The 18614-nt window shown below is 70.5% G+C and carries 14 protein-coding genes; 11 read left to right on the forward strand and 3 right to left on the reverse strand.

Annotated features, from left to right (window positions below):
• Both ACFU6I_RS38005 and ACFU6I_RS38010 read right to left on the reverse strand, forming a co-directional pair.
• Positions 1–816: NTF2-like N-terminal transpeptidase domain-containing protein (locus tag ACFU6I_RS38005; protein WP_384375777.1), on the reverse strand; the 816-nt coding region annotated here is incomplete at its 3' end.
• A 134-nt stretch (positions 817–950) separates the two neighbouring features.
• Positions 951–2729: a dolichyl-phosphate-mannose--protein mannosyltransferase gene (locus tag ACFU6I_RS38010; RefSeq protein ID WP_384375780.1), complete on the reverse strand. Its 1779-nt coding sequence runs from the start codon at positions 2727–2729 to the stop codon at positions 951–953.
• 53 nt (positions 2730–2782) lie between these two features.
• Between ACFU6I_RS38010 and rsmI the strand changes: the two genes are divergently transcribed.
• The 7 genes from rsmI to ACFU6I_RS38045 all read left to right on the forward strand — a co-directional run bounded on the left by rsmI (position 2783) and on the right by ACFU6I_RS38045 (position 9769).
• Positions 2783–3676: a 16S rRNA (cytidine(1402)-2'-O)-methyltransferase gene (rsmI, locus tag ACFU6I_RS38015; RefSeq protein ID WP_384375783.1), complete on the forward strand. Its 894-nt coding sequence runs from the start codon at positions 2783–2785 to the stop codon at positions 3674–3676.
• Between the two features lie 159 nt (positions 3677–3835).
• On the forward strand, positions 3836–4216 hold the full coding sequence (locus tag ACFU6I_RS38020) for a hypothetical protein (RefSeq protein WP_384375786.1): 381 nt from the start codon (positions 3836–3838) through the stop codon (positions 4214–4216).
• 41 nt (positions 4217–4257) lie between these two features.
• Positions 4258–5124: a TatD family hydrolase gene (locus ACFU6I_RS38025; protein ID WP_384375789.1), complete on the forward strand. Its 867-nt coding sequence runs from the start codon at positions 4258–4260 to the stop codon at positions 5122–5124.
• Positions 5125–5234: 110 nt separating this feature from the next.
• Positions 5235–6590 (forward strand): ubiquitin-like domain-containing protein, encoded by a 1356-nt coding sequence (locus tag ACFU6I_RS38030; protein ID WP_384375792.1) that lies wholly within the window; start codon positions 5235–5237, stop codon positions 6588–6590.
• Entirely contained in the window at positions 6587–7489 is a 903-nt protein-coding gene (rsmA, locus tag ACFU6I_RS38035) for a 16S rRNA (adenine(1518)-N(6)/adenine(1519)-N(6))-dimethyltransferase RsmA (protein ID WP_376665368.1), read from the forward strand. Before ACFU6I_RS38030 ends, rsmA begins: the two co-directional genes overlap by 4 nt.
• On the forward strand, positions 7486–8379 hold the full coding sequence (locus tag ACFU6I_RS38040) for a 4-(cytidine 5'-diphospho)-2-C-methyl-D-erythritol kinase (RefSeq protein WP_384375795.1): 894 nt from the start codon (positions 7486–7488) through the stop codon (positions 8377–8379). Before rsmA ends, ACFU6I_RS38040 begins: the two co-directional genes overlap by 4 nt.
• Positions 8380–8452: 73 nt before the next feature.
• Positions 8453–9769, forward strand: a complete 1317-nt coding sequence (locus tag ACFU6I_RS38045) for an acyltransferase family protein (protein ID WP_384375798.1) — start codon at positions 8453–8455, stop codon at positions 9767–9769.
• 30 nt (positions 9770–9799) lie between these two features.
• Here the strand turns inward: ACFU6I_RS38045 and ACFU6I_RS38050 are convergent, their stop codons facing one another.
• Complete coding sequence (locus ACFU6I_RS38050) at positions 9800–10441, reverse strand: lipoprotein (RefSeq protein WP_384375801.1); 642 nt, start codon at positions 10439–10441, stop codon at positions 9800–9802.
• A 98-nt stretch (positions 10442–10539) separates the two neighbouring features.
• On the opposite strand from ACFU6I_RS38050, the gene ACFU6I_RS38055 reads away from it, so the two are divergent.
• From ACFU6I_RS38055 to ACFU6I_RS38070, 4 genes are all read left to right on the forward strand, one after another.
• Positions 10540–12360 carry an ABC-F family ATP-binding cassette domain-containing protein gene (locus ACFU6I_RS38055; protein ID WP_345517692.1) on the forward strand — a complete coding sequence of 607 codons (1821 nt, stop codon included), beginning with the start codon at positions 10540–10542 and terminating at the stop codon, positions 12358–12360.
• Between the two features lie 90 nt (positions 12361–12450).
• Positions 12451–14142 (forward strand): PQQ-binding-like beta-propeller repeat protein, encoded by a 1692-nt coding sequence (locus ACFU6I_RS38060; RefSeq protein ID WP_384375804.1) that lies wholly within the window; start codon positions 12451–12453, stop codon positions 14140–14142.
• 438 nt (positions 14143–14580) lie between these two features.
• A complete protein-coding gene (locus ACFU6I_RS38065; protein WP_384375807.1) occupies positions 14581–16377 on the forward strand; it encodes a PQQ-binding-like beta-propeller repeat protein in 1797 nt (598 codons plus the stop codon).
• A gap of 85 nt (positions 16378–16462) precedes the next feature.
• Positions 16463–18379: a PQQ-binding-like beta-propeller repeat protein gene (locus tag ACFU6I_RS38070; protein ID WP_384375810.1), complete on the forward strand. Its 1917-nt coding sequence runs from the start codon at positions 16463–16465 to the stop codon at positions 18377–18379.
• Positions 18380–18614: the final 235 nt, after the last annotated feature.

Here is an 18614-nt window from a genome sequence, read left to right on the forward strand (position 1 = left end):
CAGGGCGACCACCGAGGCCTGGGAGTACCGCTTGACGGCCTGCTCGGCCGCCGCCTGGACACGGGCGTCGAGCGTGGTCTGCAGCGAGCCGGGCTTCCCCTTGGACAGGGTCAGCAGCGTCTTGTCCGGAGTGTTCTCGTCCTCCGACTCGATCCGGGTCTCGATACCCGCGGTGCCGCCGGCCTTCTCCCCGTACTTCTCGCGCAGCGCGTCCAGGATCGGCCCCAGCGAGGGGTACTTCTCCTTCGTCAGCACCTTGCCGTTGTGGTCGAGCGCCTCGATGGACGGGGCCGACGCCTCGCCGGTCTTCAGCGTTTCGCCGTCCGCCAGGTCCGGATGGATCACGGACGGTTTCCAGTCGATCAGCGGCCGGCCGGTGGTCAGGCCGCGCACGACGGTCAGTTCCGAGGAGTACGACCAGGGCTTGGACTTCCCCTCGAAGCTCACCGTCGCCTTCACGGTGAACGGGACCTTCGAGCCGGTTGCCGGGCCCGGGGTGATCACAGCCTTGGTGACGTGGGCCTGGTCGCTGTATCCGCTGAGGGCCGGTTCGGCGTCGACCGCGTTGTTGGTGAGCTGGGACGCGTCGGAAGCCTGGCCGGCCGCCCAGGCCTTGAGGAACTTCTCCGACGTCTCGCTGATCTCCGCCTTGCTCGGCGGGCCGGTCTTCACCTCGGCGGAGGTGGAGCGTCCGTCCGTACCGCCGCCCCCGCTGCCGCCGAACCCGTCGAGGACGTTGTACGCCCCGTACCCCACCCCGCCGACCACCAGCACGAACACTCCGCCGACGACGGCGACCTTCGCTCCACTGCGCATCTGTGCAGTCCCCCCTCCCCGGAAGGCCCTCTTGAACATGTTCAAGAGAGCGCTTGTGGGCACTTTACGGGACGGTAGTGACAGCGGGGGCTTTTGTTATCGGAAAGCGATCCGCGACGGCGTGAACAGTTCGGTCAAATCCAGGTATCCAGCCACATGCGGTTGCGCCAGGAGTTCTCCGGGATCGGCGTTCCCGTATACAGCGGCCAGAAGTAGATGAAATTCCAGACAATCAGCAGAACGAGTACGCCGGCCGCAATGGCCCCCCATGTTCTCCGCCGCTCACCGGACGGATCGCCGGACCCCAGGCCCAGTTCCCACTTGGGCCCGGTGCCCGCAGCAGGGCCGAGCATCGCGCCGATCATCATCGCCACCGCGAGACAGAGGAACGGCACGAACACGACCGCGTAGAACAGGAAGATCGTCCGCTCCTGGTAGAAGAACCAGGGCAGCCAGCCCGCCGTCACACCGCACGCGATCGCACCTGCCCGCCAGTCGCGGCGGAAGAACCAGCGCCACAGCACGTACAGCAGCGCGAAGCACGCGGCCCACCACAGCAGCGGTGTGCCGATCGCCAGGACCTCGCGGGCGCACTTGCCGGTCGCCGAGCTCGCGCAGCCGTTCTGCTCCTCGTAGAAGTACGAGACGGGACGGCCCAGGACGATCCAGCTCCAGGGGTTCGACTGGTACGTGTGTCCCGAGGTCAGGTTCACGTGGAACTCGTAGACCTGGTACTCGTAGTGCCACAGGCTGCGCAGCCAGTCCGGCAGCCAGGTCCAGTTGCCGCCCGATCCGTCGGTCGTCGCCCAGTCCCGGTAGTAGCCGTGGCGCTCGGGGTCGTTCCTGATGATCCAGCCGGTCCAGGACGCGAGGTACGTCAGGATCGCGACCGGCACCGTCGAGACGAACGCCGGCAGCAGGTCGTGCTTGATCACCGCCTGGTACGGGCGGACCGCGCCGGCCGTCCGGCGGGCGCCGACATCCCACAACACCGTCATCAGGCCGAACGCGACCAGGATGTACAGCCCGTTCCACTTCGTGCCGAACGCCAGGCCCAGCGAGAGCCCGGCAGCGATCCGCCACGGCCGCCACCCGAGACGCAGTGTCTCCGCGACCTGTGTGTCCGGGCGCAGCACGCCCTCGGCGTCGACCGGAAGCGCCGCAGCCAGCCTGCGCCGCGCCCAGTCCCGGTCGATCAGCAGGCAGCCGAATGCCCCCAGCACGAAGAACATCAGCACCAGGTCCAGCAGCGCCGTGCGGCTCATCACGAAGTGCAGTCCGTCGACGGCGAGCAGCGCGCCCGCCAGACACCCCAGGAACGTCGAACGGAACAGCCGCCGCCCGATCCTGCACAGCATCAGCACCGACAGCGTGCCGAGCACCGCCACCATGAACCGCCAGCCGAACGGCGTGAACCCGAAGAGCTGCTCACCGAACCCGATGATCCACTTGCCGACCGGCGGATGCACCACGTAACCGGGCTCCGTCGGCACCGGCACCAGCGACGGGTCGGCCAGGATCGACTTGTCGACGTCCTTCGGCCAGGACCCCTCGTACCCCTGCTTGATCAGGGCCCAGGAGTCCTTGGCGTAATACGTCTCATCGAATATCACCGCCTTCGGGCTGCCCAGATGCCAGAACCGCAGCACCCCGGCGACCAGTGCCACCAGCAGTGGCCCGCCCCAGGCCGACCACCGCACCAGCCGGTCGGCCGTCGACGGGGACACCCCCAGCACGGTCCAGAGCTGCTGTCCCGGCCGGGTGTACGGCGGGACCAGCCGTTCACGCAGCCCGATTACGGACCGGGGCGCATGGCCGAAGCGGCGCAGCCGCTGCTGCCAGGACGGGAGCTCTTCACCGTGCTGGTTCCCGGCGTCTTGACCCTGCTGGGCTTCGGGCGCAGTACTCGTCACCGCGCCATCGTAGGGAACGCATCTGTGCGACTGCTGTCGCCCGTGCTGGGAGGATGGCTGATGTGACTGGAACGACTGGAACGCTGGTACTCGCAGGGACCCCCATCGGCGATGTGGCGGACGCACCGCCACGGCTCGCCGCCGAACTGGAGACGGCCGATGTCGTCGCCGCGGAGGACACCCGTCGGCTGCGCCGACTGACGCAGGCGCTCGGCATCCACACCACGGGGCGTGTCGTCTCCTACTTCGAGGGCAACGAGTCGGCCCGTACGCCCGAACTCGTCGAGGCGCTGATGGACGGCGCCCGGGTGCTGCTGGTCACGGACGCCGGGATGCCGTCGGTCTCCGACCCCGGCTACCGGCTCGTCGCCGCCGCCGTGGAGAAGGACATCAAGGTCACCGCGGTCCCCGGCCCGTCCGCCGTGCTCACCGCGCTCGCCCTGTCCGGGCTGCCCGTCGACCGGTTCTGCTTCGAGGGCTTCCTGCCGCGCAAGGCCGGCGAGCGGCTCGGCCGGCTCCGCGAGGTCGCCGACGAGCGCCGCACCATGGTCTTCTTCGAGGCCCCGCACCGACTCGACGACACCCTCGCCGCGATGGCCGAGGTGTTCGGCGGCGACCGCCGGGCCGCCGTGTGCCGGGAGCTGACCAAGACGTACGAGGAAGTGAAGCGCGGCCCGTTGGGCGATCTCGCGGTCTGGGCGGCCGAAGGCGTACGCGGCGAGATCACCGTCGTCGTCGAGGGCGCTGCGGAATCGGCGGAGGAACTGGACGCCGCCGAGCTGGTGCGCAGGGTGCAGGTGCGCGAGGAGGCGGGGGAGCGGCGCAAGGAGGCGATCGCCGCCGTCGCCGCAGCCGCCGGGCTGCCCAAACGCGATGTTTTCGATGCGGTCGTCGCGGCAAAGAATGCGGCTCGGACCGGCCCAGCGGAAGGCAAAGGGCTATCGTGAAAAGCAAAGCGCGAGCCGCGCACCGGCCACTTTTGCCACGAGAAGGCCAAGACCGCTCCAACACTCGACAGGACCTGGTGCGCTCCCGCCGGTAAAGGCGTCCACTGAATCAGGGACGCATTCTCCGGAGTGCTTGTCCGGCGGACAAGAGGAGCAGGCATGAGCGAGATCGCAGCAACCACCGTGCATGAGGCGTATGCCTTCGCCTGTATGGGTTGCGGACATGGTTGGGAACAGGTCTACGACATCGAGCACCACACGGACGGCCGCGGCCAGCCCTTCGTCGTGTACCGCGTGCAGGGGCAGCTCGTTCCCTCGCCGTTGAACCGGCTCACCTGCCTCAACTGCGACGGGCACAAGGTCCGCATCATGCGCGCGGGGCAGGTCTCCTCCATCGCGGAAACCCTGCGACGCCTGAACTTCGCGACCCCGACCGGCGCCACCGCCGGGCCCATACCGGCCTCGGAGAGCGCGTCGGACCACTCCCCGCGTCAGTGGCGTTTCGTGCATGTGTTTCGCACGCGGCAGCGCCGTAAGTGAGGTCCGCGCCCGGTGACACCGGGCTCTCATAGGATCGCCCTATGAGCTCCAAGGACGCGCCGCCGCTGCCCGAGCCCCTTCGGGTACCGGTCGCCGATTCGCACACCCATCTGGACATGCAGGATGCCACCGTCGAGGAGGGCCTGGCCAGGGCCGCGGCGGTGAACGTCACCACCGTGATCCAGGTGGGCTGCGACGTGAAGGGCTCGCGCTGGGCCGCCGAGACCGCCGCCGCGCACCCGAGTGTGTACGCGGCGGTGGCGCTCCACCCCAACGAGGCGCCGCGCATCGTGCACGGGGACCCGGACGGCTGGTCGCGGCAGGGTGGCCGCGAACCCGGCGGGAAGGCCGCGCTCGACGAGGCGCTCGCCGAGATCGACCGGCTGGCCGCCCTCGACCGGGTGCGCGGCGTCGGCGAGACCGGGCTCGACCACTTCCGTACCGGCCCCGAGGGCATGGCCGCCCAGGAGGAGTCCTTCCGGGCCCACATCGAGATCGCCAAACGGCACGGCAAGGCGCTCGTCATCCACGACCGCGAGGCGCACGCCGATGTGCTGCGCGTCCTCGCCGACGCGGGCGCCCCCGAGCGGACCGTGTTCCACTGCTACTCCGGTGACGCCGAGATGGCCCGGATCTGCGCGGACGCCGGGTACTTCATGTCGTTCGCGGGCAACGTGACGTTCAAGAACGCCCAGCCGCTGCGGGACGCGCTGTCCGTGGCGCCGATCGAACTGGTCCTGGTGGAGACGGACGCGCCGTTCCTCACCCCCGCCCCGTACCGCGGACGCCCCAACGCGCCCTATCTCATTCCCGTGACGCTCCGGGCCATGGCGGAGGTGAAGGGGGTCGACGAGGACACCCTGGCGTCGGCGATCAACGAGAACACGGCGCGCGCGTTCGACTACTGACGCCTCGCCCGTGACGGTATGCAGTCGCGCCGTTTTGGAGAGTGACGGAAGGTCCACTATCGTCCCGGACGCCCCTCGGGCGACCGGACGGACGGATCTTCTGGAGCGTCGTGAGCAATCTGCAGGGCAGTCACCGCGCGGCAACGGGCAGGGGCGGTACGGCGGTGGAGACGCCGCCGAGCGTCCCCGCGCCGTCGTTCCATGGGCGGGTCCATGAGTCGTTCCACGAGGAGGAGACGCTCGTCGCCCCGTGGCCGGTCCACGAACCGACCGTCGTCGATGCCCAGGCGCCACCTCCCGCCCCCGCGGGCATCCGCACCGGCGGCCGGGCCGAGGCCCGGCGGGCCGCGCGGCGGCACAGAGCCCCCGTCCGCCCGGAGAACCTGCGCCGGCTCGTCCCGCAGGCCCTGGTCGTCGCCTTCCTGGCAGGCGGCACCACCGCCTTCCTCGCCGACGACAAGGCGGTGGAACTCACTGTCGACGGGGAGCCGCGCACCCTGCACACGTTCGCCGACGACATCGACGAGCTCCTCGACGAGCAGGGCGTCACCGTCGGCGCCCATGACGTCATCACCCCCGCGCGCGGCAGTGAGCTCGAAAACGGCGACGAGGTCACCGTCCGGCACAGCCGCCCGGTGACCGTCACCGTCGACGGGGTCCGGCGCCGGATGTGGACCACCGCCGGCACGGTCGACGGCGCCCTGCGTCAGCTCGGGGTGCGCGCCGAGGGGGCGTACCTCTCCGCGACCCGCTCCTCCGCGATCGGCCGGACCGGGCTCGCCCTGGACGTCCGTACCGAACGCACCGTGACCTTCATGGCCGACGGCCGGGAACGCACAGTCCGCACCAACGCCGCGACCGTCCGCGAGGCCGTCGACGAGGCGGGCATCACGCTGCGCGGCGAGGACACCACCTCCGTGGACCCGCAGAGCTTCCCGCGCGACGGCCAGACGGTCTCCGTGATGCGGATCGCCTGCTCCCGCGAGGTGTGTGAGGAGCTCATCCCGTACGCCGAGCAACGCTCCGAGGACCCCTCGCTCCTCGCCGGTACGGAAGTCGTCGAGCGCGAGGGCAGGCCGGGCGCCCGCCGGATCACGTACGCCGTGCGGACCGTCAACGGCGTCCGGCAGCGGCCCCGGGTGCTGGACGAGGAGACCGTCCGCACGCCGGTCGACCGGATCGTGAAGGTGGGCACCGGGCGGCGTCCGCAGTCGGTGGCGGACGTGGACGGGCCGAACTGGGCCGGGCTCGCGGCCTGCGAGTCCGGCGGCCGGACCGGGGCGGTCGACCCCAGCGGCACGTACGGCGGGCTGTACCGGTTGGACACGCACACCTGGCATGCCCTCGGTGGCAGAGGACGCCCGCAGGACGCCCCGGCGTCCGAGCAGACGTTCCGGGCGAAGAAGCTCTACGTGCAACGGGGGGCGAGCCCGTGGCCGCACTGCGGCCGTAGGCTTACCGGGTGAGCAGCACAGAGCCCGACGCCCTCCTGGGGCCCGCAGACATCCGCGACCTGGCCGCGAAGCTGGGCGTACGCCCCACGAAGCAGCGCGGTCAGAACTTCGTCATCGACGCCAATACGGTCCGCAGGATCGTACGGACCGCGGAGGTCCGCCCGGACGACGTTGTGGTGGAAGTCGGGCCGGGGCTGGGTTCGCTGACCCTGGCGCTGCTGGAGGCGGCGGACCGGGTCGTCGCCGTCGAGATCGACGACGTGCTCGCGGCGGCGCTGCCCGCCACGGTCGCGGCCCGGATGCCGGGCCGCGCCGACCGGTTCTCGCTCGTCCACTCCGACGCGATGCTGGTCACGGAGCTGCCGGGCCCGGCGCCCACCGCCCTTGTCGCCAACCTGCCGTACAACGTCGCCGTGCCGGTCCTGCTGACGATGCTGGAGCGGTTCCCGACCATCGAGCGGACCCTGGTGATGGTGCAGGCCGAGGTCGCCGACCGGCTGGCCGCCCGGCCGGGCAACAAGGTCTACGGCGTGCCCTCGGTGAAGGCCAACTGGTACGCGGACGTCAAGCGGGCCGGGTCCATCGGCCGCACCGTCTTCTGGCCGGCCCCGAACGTCGACTCCGGTCTGGTGTCGCTGGTCCGGCGCACCGAGCCGATCACGACGACCGCGAGCCGGGCCGAGGTCTTCGCCGTCGTCGACGCGGCGTTCGCCCAGCGCCGCAAGACGCTGCGGGCGGCCCTGGCCGGCTGGGCGGGTTCCGCGCCCGCCGCCGAGGCGGCCCTGGTCGCGGCCGGGATCTCACCGCAGGCCCGGGGCGAAGCACTGACGATCGAGGAGTTCGCGGCCATCGCCGAGAACAAGCCCGCCCCGAAGACCGATGAGGACCAGCCCTCCGGGAGCAGTGAGTGAGCGTCACCGTCCGCGTCCCCGCCAAGGTCAACGTCCAGCTCGCGGTGGGTGCCGCGCGCCCCGACGGCTTCCATGACCTGGCCAACGTCTTCCTCGCCGTCGGCCTGTACGACGAGGTCACCGTCACCCCCGCCGACGAGCTGACGGTCACCTGCTCGGGCCCGGACGCCGCCCAGGTCCCGCTGGACGCCTCCAACCTCGCAGCCCGCGCCGCGATCGCGCTCGCCGAGCGCCACGGCATCGCGCCCCACGTGCACATCCACATCGCCAAGGACATCCCCGTCGCGGGCGGCATGGCGGGCGGCAGCGCCGACGGCGCGGCAGCGCTGCTCGCCTGCGACGCCCTCTGGTCCACCGGCGCCACCCGGGACGAGCTGCTCGCCATCTGCGCGGAACTCGGCAGCGACGTGCCGTTCTCGCTGGTCGGCGGCGCCGCCCTCGGGATCGGCCGCGGCGAACAACTGACCGCGATCGACGTCGGCGGCACCTTCCACTGGGTCTTCGCGGTCGCCGACGGCGGGCTCTCCACCCCGGCCGTCTACGGCGAGTTCGACCGGCTCACTGCGGACACCGACGTCCCCGCACCGGCGGCCTCCCCGGCGCTCCTCGACGCTCTGCGCAGAGGCGACACCCACGCGCTCGCCGGTGCGCTCTCCAACGACCTGCAGCCCGCCGCGCTGTCCCTGCGGCCCTCGCTCGCCGACACCCTCGCCGCGGGCACCGGGGCGGGCGCCCTGGCCGCCCTGGTCTCGGGCTCCGGGCCGACCACCGCGTTCCTGGTGGCGGACGCCGAGTCGGCGCGGAAGGTCGCGGACGCGCTGTTGACGTCGGGGACCTGCCGGACCGCGCGCGTCGCGGTGTCCCCGGCGCCGGGTGCCACGGTGCTCTGACCGCGGGTACTCAGACGGGAACTGAGTACGGTCGCGCTGCCGCCCCCGGGGCGTCGGGCGCGACCGTACCCGTATGGGATCAAGTGTTCGTGAACTGGCCGGGGCCACCCCCGCCACCCGGGACCGCTACATCGATCTGCTGCGCGTCGCCTCGCTCGGGACGGTCGTCCTGGGGCACTGGCTGATGGCCGCCGTCACCACCGACGGTGTGGGCAACCTGCTCGCCGTCGTCCCCGGGCTCCAGGTGCTGACCTGGGTGCTCCAGATCATGCCGGTGTTCTTCTTCGTCGGCGGGTTCTCGCACGCCCTGTCCCACCGCTCCCTGCGCCGCAAGCAACCGGAGGGGTCCACGGACTCCGTCTACTCGGCCTTCCTCCGGGCCAGGCTGCAGCGGCTGCTGCGCCCCACCATGGTCTTCATCCTGGTCTGGGGGGCTGCCGCGCTGATCGTCCAGCTGCTCGGCGGGGGCGGCGGACTGACCGGGGTCACGCTGCGGCTGGTCGCCCAGCCGCTCTGGTTCATCGGGATCTACCTCGCGATGGTGGCGTTCACCCCGCCGCTGCTGACGCTGCACGACCGGTACGGCTGGGGCGCCTTCGCCGGGCTCGCCGGGGCTGCGGTCGCGGTCGACGTGCTGCGGTTCGCTGCCGGTGTCCCGTACATCGCGTTCCTCAACTTCGCGTTCGTCTGGCTGGCCGTGCACCAGCTCGGCTTCCTGCGCGCCGACGGCCGCATCCCACGACCCGCGCTCCTGGCCGGCATCGGCCTTGCCGCCGCCTTCGCCCTGGTCGCGCTCGGCCCGTATCCGCTCTCCATGGTCGGGATGCCCGGGGAGAAGATCAGCAACATGGCGCCGCCCACGCTGGCCCTGCTCTGCCACGGCCTCTGGCTGGTCGGTGCGGTCGAGCTGCTGCGCGGCCCCGGTGCCCGGTTGGTCGCCCGCCCGCGCGTGTGGCGCGGGGTCGTCGCCGCCAACGGGGTCGCGATGACGGCTTTCCTCTGGCACCTCACCGCGATGCTCGGGGTGTACGGGGCGATGCTCGCCCTCGACGTGCCCCTGCCCGAGCCGGCGAGCGGCGCCTGGTGGGCGCAGGTGCCGGCGCGGATCGCGGTGGCGGCGGTCGTCACCGCGGGGCTGGTCGCCGTCTTCCGTACCTTCGAGCGGCCGGTGTCCGCGGTACCGGGGACGGGCTCGGGGCCGGTGTCCGCGCTCGGTGTGACGCTCTGCCTGTTCGGGGTGCTCGGGGTGTCGACGGTCGGTTTCGGCGGGCTGCTGGAGGGGCGCACGGCGATGCTGATCGCGGTACGGGTCAGCGCCCCGGCCGCCGTCGCGATGGCGCTGGGCGGCTGGCTGCTGGTGGAGCGGGCGGGGCGGCGCCGGTCGGGCTGACCACGGGCGCCGCGGAGACCCGCATTCGTCTCAGCCGAGCCGCACGCTCTTCTTCGCCAGCTCGTACGCCGGGAGCATCTCCTGGTGCTCCTGCGGGTCCAGCCCGCCGAGGTGCACCACGACAGGTCCGCTCGGGGTGGAGACGGCGAAGGCCCGCTGCTTCATGGGCTCGTCCAGCAGCTCGCTGCTGAAGGTGTAGCGGACCTCGGCCGCGGTCAGGGCGCCTGCCTTCACCTCGGTGTACGCGGCTTCGGAGGCGTTCGGGTCGGCGGCCAGGAACGCCGTCAGGACCTGGCGAGGGGTGCCGTCGGTACGGTCCCCGGTCCACACCCGCAGGAAGCCGATGTTCCCGGCGGGCTTCGCGTCGATCTCGCAGACGAGCGTGAGCGGTCCCTGCTTGCCCAGTTCGCTCAGCTCGTCGTCCTCGGCGACCCGGACGGCCGCCGGCTTCCAGGACGCCGCGAGGTCGAAGGTGACGGGCAGGGCACAGGCAGAACCGGAGCCCCCGATGCTGCCGCCCTTCACCGCACTCCTTGCCGCGGTCCTCGGCTTCGGCGCCGCCTCCTTGCCGTTACCGCCGTCGTCCGGGGCGGACGACGTGCAGCCGGTCACCGCCACCGACACCGCCGCCAGCACGGCCATGACCGCGCCGCGTACCGAATTGATCACCATGGAAGTCCTCTGTCCCCGCCCTGATCGATCGCCGCACGCTAACCCACTCGCGTGGCGATTACCCTGGGAGGTCGATCGATCCCCCAGTCAGGAGTGAAATGGCCGTCAATCTGGTCAATGTCGAGCAGGTCAGCAAGGTGTACGGCACCCGTGCCCTGCTCGACGGTGTGTCCCTCGGTGTGTCCGAGGGGGACCGGATCGGTGTTGTCGGCCGCAACGGCGACGGCAAGACGACCCTCATCCGGATGCTCGCCAAGCTGGAGGACGCGGACGCAGGCCGCGTCACCCACAACGGCGGCCTGCGCCTCGGTGTCCTCACCCAGCACGATTCGCTCGACCCGAAGGCGACTGTCCGCCACGAGGTCATCGGCGATCTCGCCGACCACGAGTGGGCGGGCAGCGCCAAGATCCGTGACGTACTGACGGGACTCTTCGGCGGGCTCGACCTGCCCGGCTTCGAGCACGGCCTGGACACCGTCATCGCCCCGCTCTCCGGCGGTGAGCGGCGCCGGATCGCGCTCGCCAAGCTGCTCATCGCCGAACAGGACCTGATCGTCCTCGACGAGCCGACCAACCACCTCGACGTCGAGGGCATCTCCTGGCTGGCCCGGCATCTGCAGGGCCGACGCTCGGCGCTGGTCTGCGTCACTCACGACCGGTGGTTCCTCGACCAGGTCTGTACACGCATGTGGGATGTCCAGCGGGGCACCGTCCACGAGTACGAGGGCGGCTACAGCGACTACGTCTTCGCCCGCGCCGAGCGCGAGCGGATCGCCGCGACCGAGGAGTCCAAGCGGCAGAACCTGATGCGCAAGGAGCTGGCCTGGCTGCGGCGCGGCGCTCCCGCCCGCACCTCCAAGCCGCGCTACCGCATCGAGGCGGCCAACGAGCTGATCGCCGATGTGCCGCCGCCGCGCGACACCAGCGAGCTGATGAAGTTCGCCAACGCCCGGCTCGGCAAGACGGTCTTCGACCTGGAGGACGTGACCGTCCAGGCCGGCCCCAAGACGCTGCTCACCCACCTCACCTGGCAGCTCGGCCCGGGCGACCGGATCGGTCTGGTCGGCGTCAACGGCGCGGGCAAGACCTCGCTGCTGCGGGCGCTGGCCGAGGCGGCACGTACCCAGGGCGACGCACAGCCCGCGGCCGGGAAGATCGTCGTCGGCAAGACCGTCAAGCTCGCCTACCTCTCCCAGGAGGTCGCCGAGCTCAACTCGAACCTGCGGGTACTGGAAGCCGTTCAGCAGGTACGGGACCGGGTCGACCTCGGCAAGGGCCGGGAGATGACCGCGGGTCAGCTCTGCGAGCAGTTCGGCTTCTCGAAGGAGAAGCAGTGGACCCCGGTCGCCGACCTGTCCGGCGGTGAGCGGCGCCGGCTGCAGATCCTGCGCCTGCTGATGGACGAGCCGAACGTCCTCTTCCTCGACGAGCCCACCAACGATCTCGACATCGAGACCCTGACCCAGCTGGAGGACCTCCTCGACGGCTGGCCCGGGTCGATGATCGTGATCTCCCACGACCGGTTCTTCATCGAGCGGACCACGGACCGGGTGATGGCGCTGCTCGGCGACGCCACGCTCCGGATGCTGCCGCGCGGCATCGACGAGTACATCGAGCGCAGGGAGCGGATGGCAGAGGCGTCCTCGCCCGCCCCGGCTGCCGCGGCGGTGAAGGAGTCCGGCGGGGCGGTGGCTCCGGCGGTGTCCGCACAGGCGGCGCGGGCGGCGAAGAAGGAACTGCAGAAGATCGAGCGGCAGCTCGACAAGATGTCGAGCAGGGAGACGACCCTGCACGCACAGATCGCCGATAACGCCACGGACTTCGAGAAGGTGGCGAAACTGGACGCGGAGCTGAGGGAACTGGTGGCGGAGCGCGACGAGTTGGAGATGCGCTGGCTGGAGCTTGCCGAAGGCGCCTGACAGCCGCTCAGCGGCCGGTGGTGCTGATGGTGTGTTCGATACGGGTGATACAAAGGATTCCCGTTCGACCGCACCAAGGGGGACGTTCCGATGACCTGGCCGCCCGGCCCGCACCAGCCGCAGCCGCCACAGGGTGAATTCGGGGCTCCGTTCGAGCCTGTGGAGCCGATGGGGCCCACCCAGCCGGTGCAGGGATACGGCCAGCAGCCCCCGCCCCCGTCGCAGCCCCAGCCCGGTCCGTACGGATACGGGTACGGCCAACCGCAGCAGCCGTACCCCGTCGGCCCGGCGACGGGTGGCCCCGGCGGCCCTGCCGGTCGTCACCCCTCGGGCCGCAGACGTACCGGCCTCGTCGCCGCCGTGGTCGCCGGGGTCCTGGTGGTCGGCGGTGGTGTCTGGTTCGCCGTGAGCGGTGGTGACGACGGCAGGAAGCCCGTGGCGCACGGCGGCGCCGACGTCGGGAAGCCCACCTCCTCGCAGCCCGTCCCTCCCCCTGTCGAGGCCGAGGTCGTCGACACGGCCGTACCGGTCGACGGGCTCAACGCCGCACGCAAGCCGGGCGAGGCCAAGGTCCTCTGGATGCGGGACAACGGTATCGACGTGCCGCGCAACGGCGCCGACGCGTATGGCCCCTGGCTGACCGGGGACATCGTCGCCAAGGGCATGTACCGCACCGTCTCCGGCTACTCCGTGGCCGACGGCACCCGGAAGTGGGCGCTGAAGCTGCCCGCCGACCTGTGCGCCGCACCGACCCTCCCCACCGCCGACGGCAAGATCGTCATCGGCCTCAAGGAGAGTGCCTCGTCGGACTCGGTCTGCTCCGTCCTGCAGATGATCGACCTCAGGACCGGAACGGCGGGCTGGAAGAAGACCGTTGAACGCAAGGGTGTCCAGGACCTGTTGTCGGACGTGGCGATGAGTATCGGAGGGGATCTCGTCACCTTCGGGCGCGCGAGTGCTTCCGTGGGCTACCGGGTCAGCGACGGAAAGGAAGTGTTCGGCAAGAGGCAGGGTGTCTGCCAGCCGTTCGCGTTCACCAGCGGTCCCCGGCCGATCGCCGCCACCAGCTGCCGCACCGACGCCGACGAGCAGGACAAGCAGCAGGTCGAGGAGATCGACCCGGCCACCGGCACACCGAAATGGACGTACCGGGTCAAGACCGGCTGGCGGGTCCAACAGGTCTACTCGACGAGCCCGCCGGTGATTTCGCTGAAGAAGGGCGATGGCGAGGGCGGGGCGTGGGCCATCGTCACGCTGCGGGACAACGGCACGTACCGCTCCCAGATGATCGGCGGCAAGAACGAGAACTACGCCGCCACCTGCGACGCGGACCTCGTGGTGAGCGGCAGGAACCTCGACGGCTGCGCCGGGGTCGCGGCCGACGACGACACGTTCTACCTGGCGACCAAGCCGGTGACCGTGGGCTCCGCTCTCACCAACAAGGTCGTCGCCTTCGACCTGAACACCGGCAAGGCCAAGTGGAGGGCCGCCGCCCCGGCCGGGCAGATCATGCAGCCGCTGCGGATGAACGGCCGGAACGTGATAGTCCGGGTGGAGGGCACCTACCGGAAGAGCGGAGCCGTCGCGAGCCTCGCACCGACGGGCGGCGCCCCGACGATGCTGCTGCGGCATCCGGCGTCGACGGCCGAGGCCGAGAGCTCCTTCGACATGGCGAGGCTGGTGTATGCGGGCGGCCGCTCCATCCTGGTGAGCGCACGCGTGAGCGCGACCGACGACAAGGAGGAGAAGAAGGTGAAGACCGTCCTGGTCTTCGGTCCCTGACGGCCCGCGAGGTCCGCAAGGACTCTGACGAGCCGTCATGAAACTGAATGTTTCTGATGGTTCGTCCGGATTCGGGCGATACTCGGAGATGTGCGAAGGTCCTTGACATGCCGAACCCCCGCTGTCCGAAGTCATGACAGTTTGCGAAGAGTTGGCACCCGCACATCGAGCGGCACCCGTCGAGGCGCACCGGCTGCGGTCGCGCGACGCGCGCTCCGGCTGCGTAACGGCGGCATCACGAGGCGGTTCTCCCTTGGGAACAGGGGGTGGACCGACCCGGTGTTCGAACGCGCGCTGATGGTAAAAAGAAGCCCCGCTCGACTGTCGTGACGCCGCGGGAGCCATGCCCGATTCGCTCCTTTCCAAAGGGAATTCAGCCCTGCGGAATCGCGGGGGAGACCGGAACGGGCACCGGACCGCACGAAGGGGGACGTGCTGATGACCCAGCCGCCCAGCCAGCAACCGCCGCAGGGTAGTCCTCAGCCGCCCGGTCAGCCGCCGCAGATGCCGGCCGCGCCGCCTACTGCCCAGCCCGGTTACGGCTACCCGCAGGCGCCGGGTCAGGAGCCCGGCCAGGCGCCCGGCTACGGCTACCCGCAGCAGCCCGGCCCTTACAGTCAGCCGGGCCCGTACGCCCAGCAGCCGGGCCCCTACGGTCAGCAGCCGGGCCCCTACGGTCAGCAGCCCGGACCGTACGGTCAGCCGCCGCAGCCCGGTTACGGCTACCCGCAGCAGCAGTACCCCGGCGCCCCGGTCCCGGGCGGCCCGGTGGGTCCCGGCGGCGGCAGCGCCTTCAAGGGCAAGCCCGCGGTGATCATAGGTGCCGCGGTCGCGGCGCTGCTGGTCATCGGCGGTGGCGTGTTCCTCGCCACCAGCGGCGGTGACGACGACAAGAAGCCCGTCGCGCACGGGAGCGCCGACGACCAGAAGGCGACCGCCTCGCCCTCCGTCAACGAGGGCGACGGCAACGGCGACGGCCGCGCAGGCGACGACGACCTCAACGCCGGTCGCAAGGCCGGCGAGGCGAAGGTCCTCTGGCTGCAGAAGAACGACGTCGACCTGCCGCGCAACGGCTCCGACGTGTACGGCCCCTGGGTCGTCGGCGACACCGTCGTCAAGGGCATGTACCGGGCGATCTCCGGCTACTCCGCGGCCGACGGCAAGCAGAAGTGGACGCTGAAGCTGCCCGCGGATCTGTGCTCCGCACCCGCCCAGACCACCACGGACGGCAAGATCGTCATCGGGGTCAAGAACGGTACGACCGACAAGGCGGACTGCGCGGACCTGCAGATGATCGACCTCAACACCGGCAAGGCCGGCTGGAAGAAGTCGATCAAGCAGAACGGCATCTGGGACATGATGTCGGACATCTCCCTCGCCATCAGCGGCGACACCGTGGCCGTCGGACGCACCGGCAACTCCAACGCCTACCGCGTCAGTGACGGCAAGGATCTGTTCGGCAAGCAGTCGGGCAACTGCCAGCCGTACGCCTTCGCCGGCGGCACGAAGCTGATCGCCGCCTCCAGCTGCCGCACGGCCGACGTCGACAAGCCCCAGAACCAGATCCAGGAGCTCGACCCGGTCACCGGCAAGCCCAAGTGGACGTACCGTCCCGCCGTGGGCTGGGAGGTCGACCGGGTCTACTCGGCGAGCCCGCTCGTCGTCTCGCTGACCCAGAGCGAGAAGAAGAAGTGGAGCATCCTCGCCATCAAGGAGAACGGCACGCTCCGTTCCCAGCTGGTCGGCGACAAGGGCGACAAGTTCGCGCCGGACTGCGGCAGCGCGTTCGCCATCTTCGGCAAGTCGCTGCAAGGCTGTGTCGGTGTCGCCGCCGACGCCAACACCTTCTACATGGCGACCACGGCCGACTCCAGCGGCACCGCCCGCACGAACAAGGTCGTGGCGTTCGACCTGAACACCGGCAAGCCCAAGTGGAAGGCGGCGGCCCCGGCCGAGCGGACCATGACGCCGCTGGGGATGGAGAGCGGCAATGTGCTGCTCTACCTGGAGGCCTCGTACAACAAGGGCGGCGGGATCGCCACCCTGGCGCCGACCGGTGGCTCCCCGCGGGTGCTGCTGCAGCACCCGGCGTCGACGTCCCAGATCGAGAGCTCGTTCTACAACCCGAAGATTGTCTACGCGGGCGGCCGTTCCTTCATCGCGAGCGGGCGGGTCAGCGCGACCAACGACAAGGAAGAGCTGGAGACGAAGACCATGATGGCCTTCGGCAAGTGACGGCTCACGCAGGCACCCGACGGACCATGACCGACCACGCCAGGTCCCGACCGACCGGCTCTCTTTCCCCCGAGGTACGTACGCCATGACACAGCCGCCCAACGACCCGCCCCAGGGCGGGTTCGGCGCCCCCCAGGACTCGCCGCCCCAAGGGTTCGGGGCACCGACCCCGCCGCCCGCCGACCCGTTCGGCAAGCAGCCGGCTCCGCAGCCCCCGTCGCCGCCTGCCGGAGGGTTCGGTGCTCCGCAGACGCCGCCTGCCGGTGGGTTCGGTGGCCCGCAGACGCCGCCTGCCGGTGGGTTCGGTGGCCCGCAGACGCCGCCCGCCGGCGGGTTCGGTGCTCCGCAGACGCCGCCCGCAGGTCCGCCGCAGCAACAGCCCGGCTACGGCTACCCGCAGCAGCCCGGCTACGGCTACCCGCAGACACCCCCGGGCGGGGGATACGGCATGCCGCCCGGTCAGCCGCCGCAGCAGGGGTACGGCTACCCGACCGCTCCGATGCAGCCGCAGTACCTGCCGCCGCAGCAGGGCGGGAACGGTGGCAAGAAGTTCGGCACCCAGACGCAGATCGTCGTCGCCGCAGTGGTCGCCGTGGCGCTGATCGTCGGAGGTGGCGTCTGGTTCGCCTCCAGCGGGGGCGACGGCGGCAAGAAGGAGGAGGCGTCCAACTCCACCGGTACCACCGGTGAGGGCAAGGGCGGCTCCGGCAGCGGTCTCGGCGGCGGCAAGGAGAAGGTCCCGGCGAACACCAGGTCCACGGTCGCCTTCCAGCTCCCGGAACCGAAGGTCACCGACGTCACGGCGGTCAACGGTTCCTGGCTGACCGACAAGGCCTTCGTGAAGACCGGCGTGAACGAGATCGTCGCGTACGACAAGGTCAAGGGCACCAAGCTCTGGTCCATTGCGCTGGACGGCCAGCTCTGCGCCGCCTCCCGGCACATGTCCAAGGACTTCAGGACCGCCATCGCCTTCGAGGCGGGCAAGGCCACGAAGGCGAACAAGTACCCGCCGTGCACCCAGGTCGGTGCGCTCGACCTGACCACCGGCAAGCTCATATGGAGCAAGTCGGTGACCGCCGCCAGCGGTGGTGACGATGCGATCCGGTTCGACGAGATCACGCTCAGCGGCACCACGGTCGCCGCGGGCGGCACCGAGGGCGGCGCCGCATTCGACCTGGCGACCGGCGCCGAACGCTGGAAGCCGAAGGTCAGCCCCGACGGCTGCTACGACAAGGGGTACGGCGGCGGCGAGGCGCTCGCCGTGGTCCGCAAGTGCGGTACGTACGACGACCCGCAGCTCGTCATCCAGGCGCTGAACCCGACCACAGGAGCCCCGCTCTCCTCGTACAAGATGCCGCCCGGCGTCGAGTACGCGAGCATCGTCTCCACCAAGCCGCTGGTCGTCGCCGCCGACGTCGGCGACACCGCCGGTGACGGCAGCGGGATCTCGGACTTCTTCTCGATCGACGCGTCGACCGGCAAGCTGCTCACCAAGATCGCCGCGGACGGCGAGAAGTACGCCGCCCGCTGCGGCTCCACCGAGGTCGAGACCTGCCAGCAGCTCGCGGTCGGCAACAACCGCATCTATCTGCCGACCGAGGAGCACGAGGGGAGCACGGGCGAATACGGCGACACCAACGAGATCGTCTCGTTCGACCTCACCACCGGCAAGCCGACCAGCGACAAGGCCGACGCGGGTGACCGGTACACGATGTTCCCGATCCGTATGGACGGGTCCAACATCATCGCGTACAAGGAGCCCCCGTACGACAAGGGTGGCCAGATCGTCTCCATCGACGGCTCCACCTTCAAGCAGACCGTGCTGCTGGAGAACCCGACCGACGAGGCCGTCCGGAACGCGGAGACCAGCTTCTCCGCGGACTACGCCGAGTTCCTCTACTCGGACGGCCGGCTGTTCATCTCCGAGACGATGGTGAGCAAGCGGGGCGACAGCTCGCTCGACGCCGATCGGCACCTCGCGGTCTCGTTCGGCGCCGGCTGACGCCTTCACGGGAAGTACCACGCACCACAGCCCTGCCGGTCGATCGTCCGACCGGCAGGGCTGTTCGTTCGCCGCCCGATTCCGGCTCCCTTCTGCCCACTTGCCATCGGCCAAGTGCCCCTGAACGGCACATGATTCGGCATTCCGGGGGTCTTATGCCTGGTACGGGGCACACGACGTCGAACAAGCGTGTAGCTTGCCGGGTCAAGAGGGCCGGGGGGCCTGGGTCCTGATA

This window comes from Streptomyces sp. NPDC057486, assembly GCF_042802415.1.
Classification (GTDB): Bacteria; Actinomycetota; Actinomycetes; order Streptomycetales; family Streptomycetaceae; genus Streptomyces; species Streptomyces yanii.

Bases quoted from the DNA above. Each gene is read 5' to 3' on its own strand.
- ACFU6I_RS38070 (WP_384375810.1), top strand. From the start codon at position 16,463: ATGACACAGCCGCCCAACGACCCGCCCCAGGGCGGGTTCGGCGCCCCC.
- ACFU6I_RS38055 (WP_345517692.1), top strand. From the start codon at position 10,540: ATGGCCGTCAATCTGGTCAATGTCGAGCAGGTCAGCAAGGTGTACGGC.
- ACFU6I_RS38045 (WP_384375798.1), top strand. From the start codon at position 8,453: ATGGGATCAAGTGTTCGTGAACTGGCCGGGGCCACCCCCGCCACCCGG.
- ACFU6I_RS38065 (WP_384375807.1), top strand. From the start codon at position 14,581: ATGACCCAGCCGCCCAGCCAGCAACCGCCGCAGGGTAGTCCTCAGCCG.
- ACFU6I_RS38020 (WP_384375786.1), top strand. From the start codon at position 3,836: ATGAGCGAGATCGCAGCAACCACCGTGCATGAGGCGTATGCCTTCGCC.
- ACFU6I_RS38050 (WP_384375801.1), bottom strand. From the start codon at position 10,441: ATGGTGATCAATTCGGTACGCGGCGCGGTCATGGCCGTGCTGGCGGCG.
- ACFU6I_RS38060 (WP_384375804.1), top strand. From the start codon at position 12,451: ATGACCTGGCCGCCCGGCCCGCACCAGCCGCAGCCGCCACAGGGTGAA.
- ACFU6I_RS38025 (WP_384375789.1), top strand. From the start codon at position 4,258: ATGAGCTCCAAGGACGCGCCGCCGCTGCCCGAGCCCCTTCGGGTACCG.
- rsmI (WP_384375783.1), top strand. From the start codon at position 2,783: ATGGCTGATGTGACTGGAACGACTGGAACGCTGGTACTCGCAGGGACC.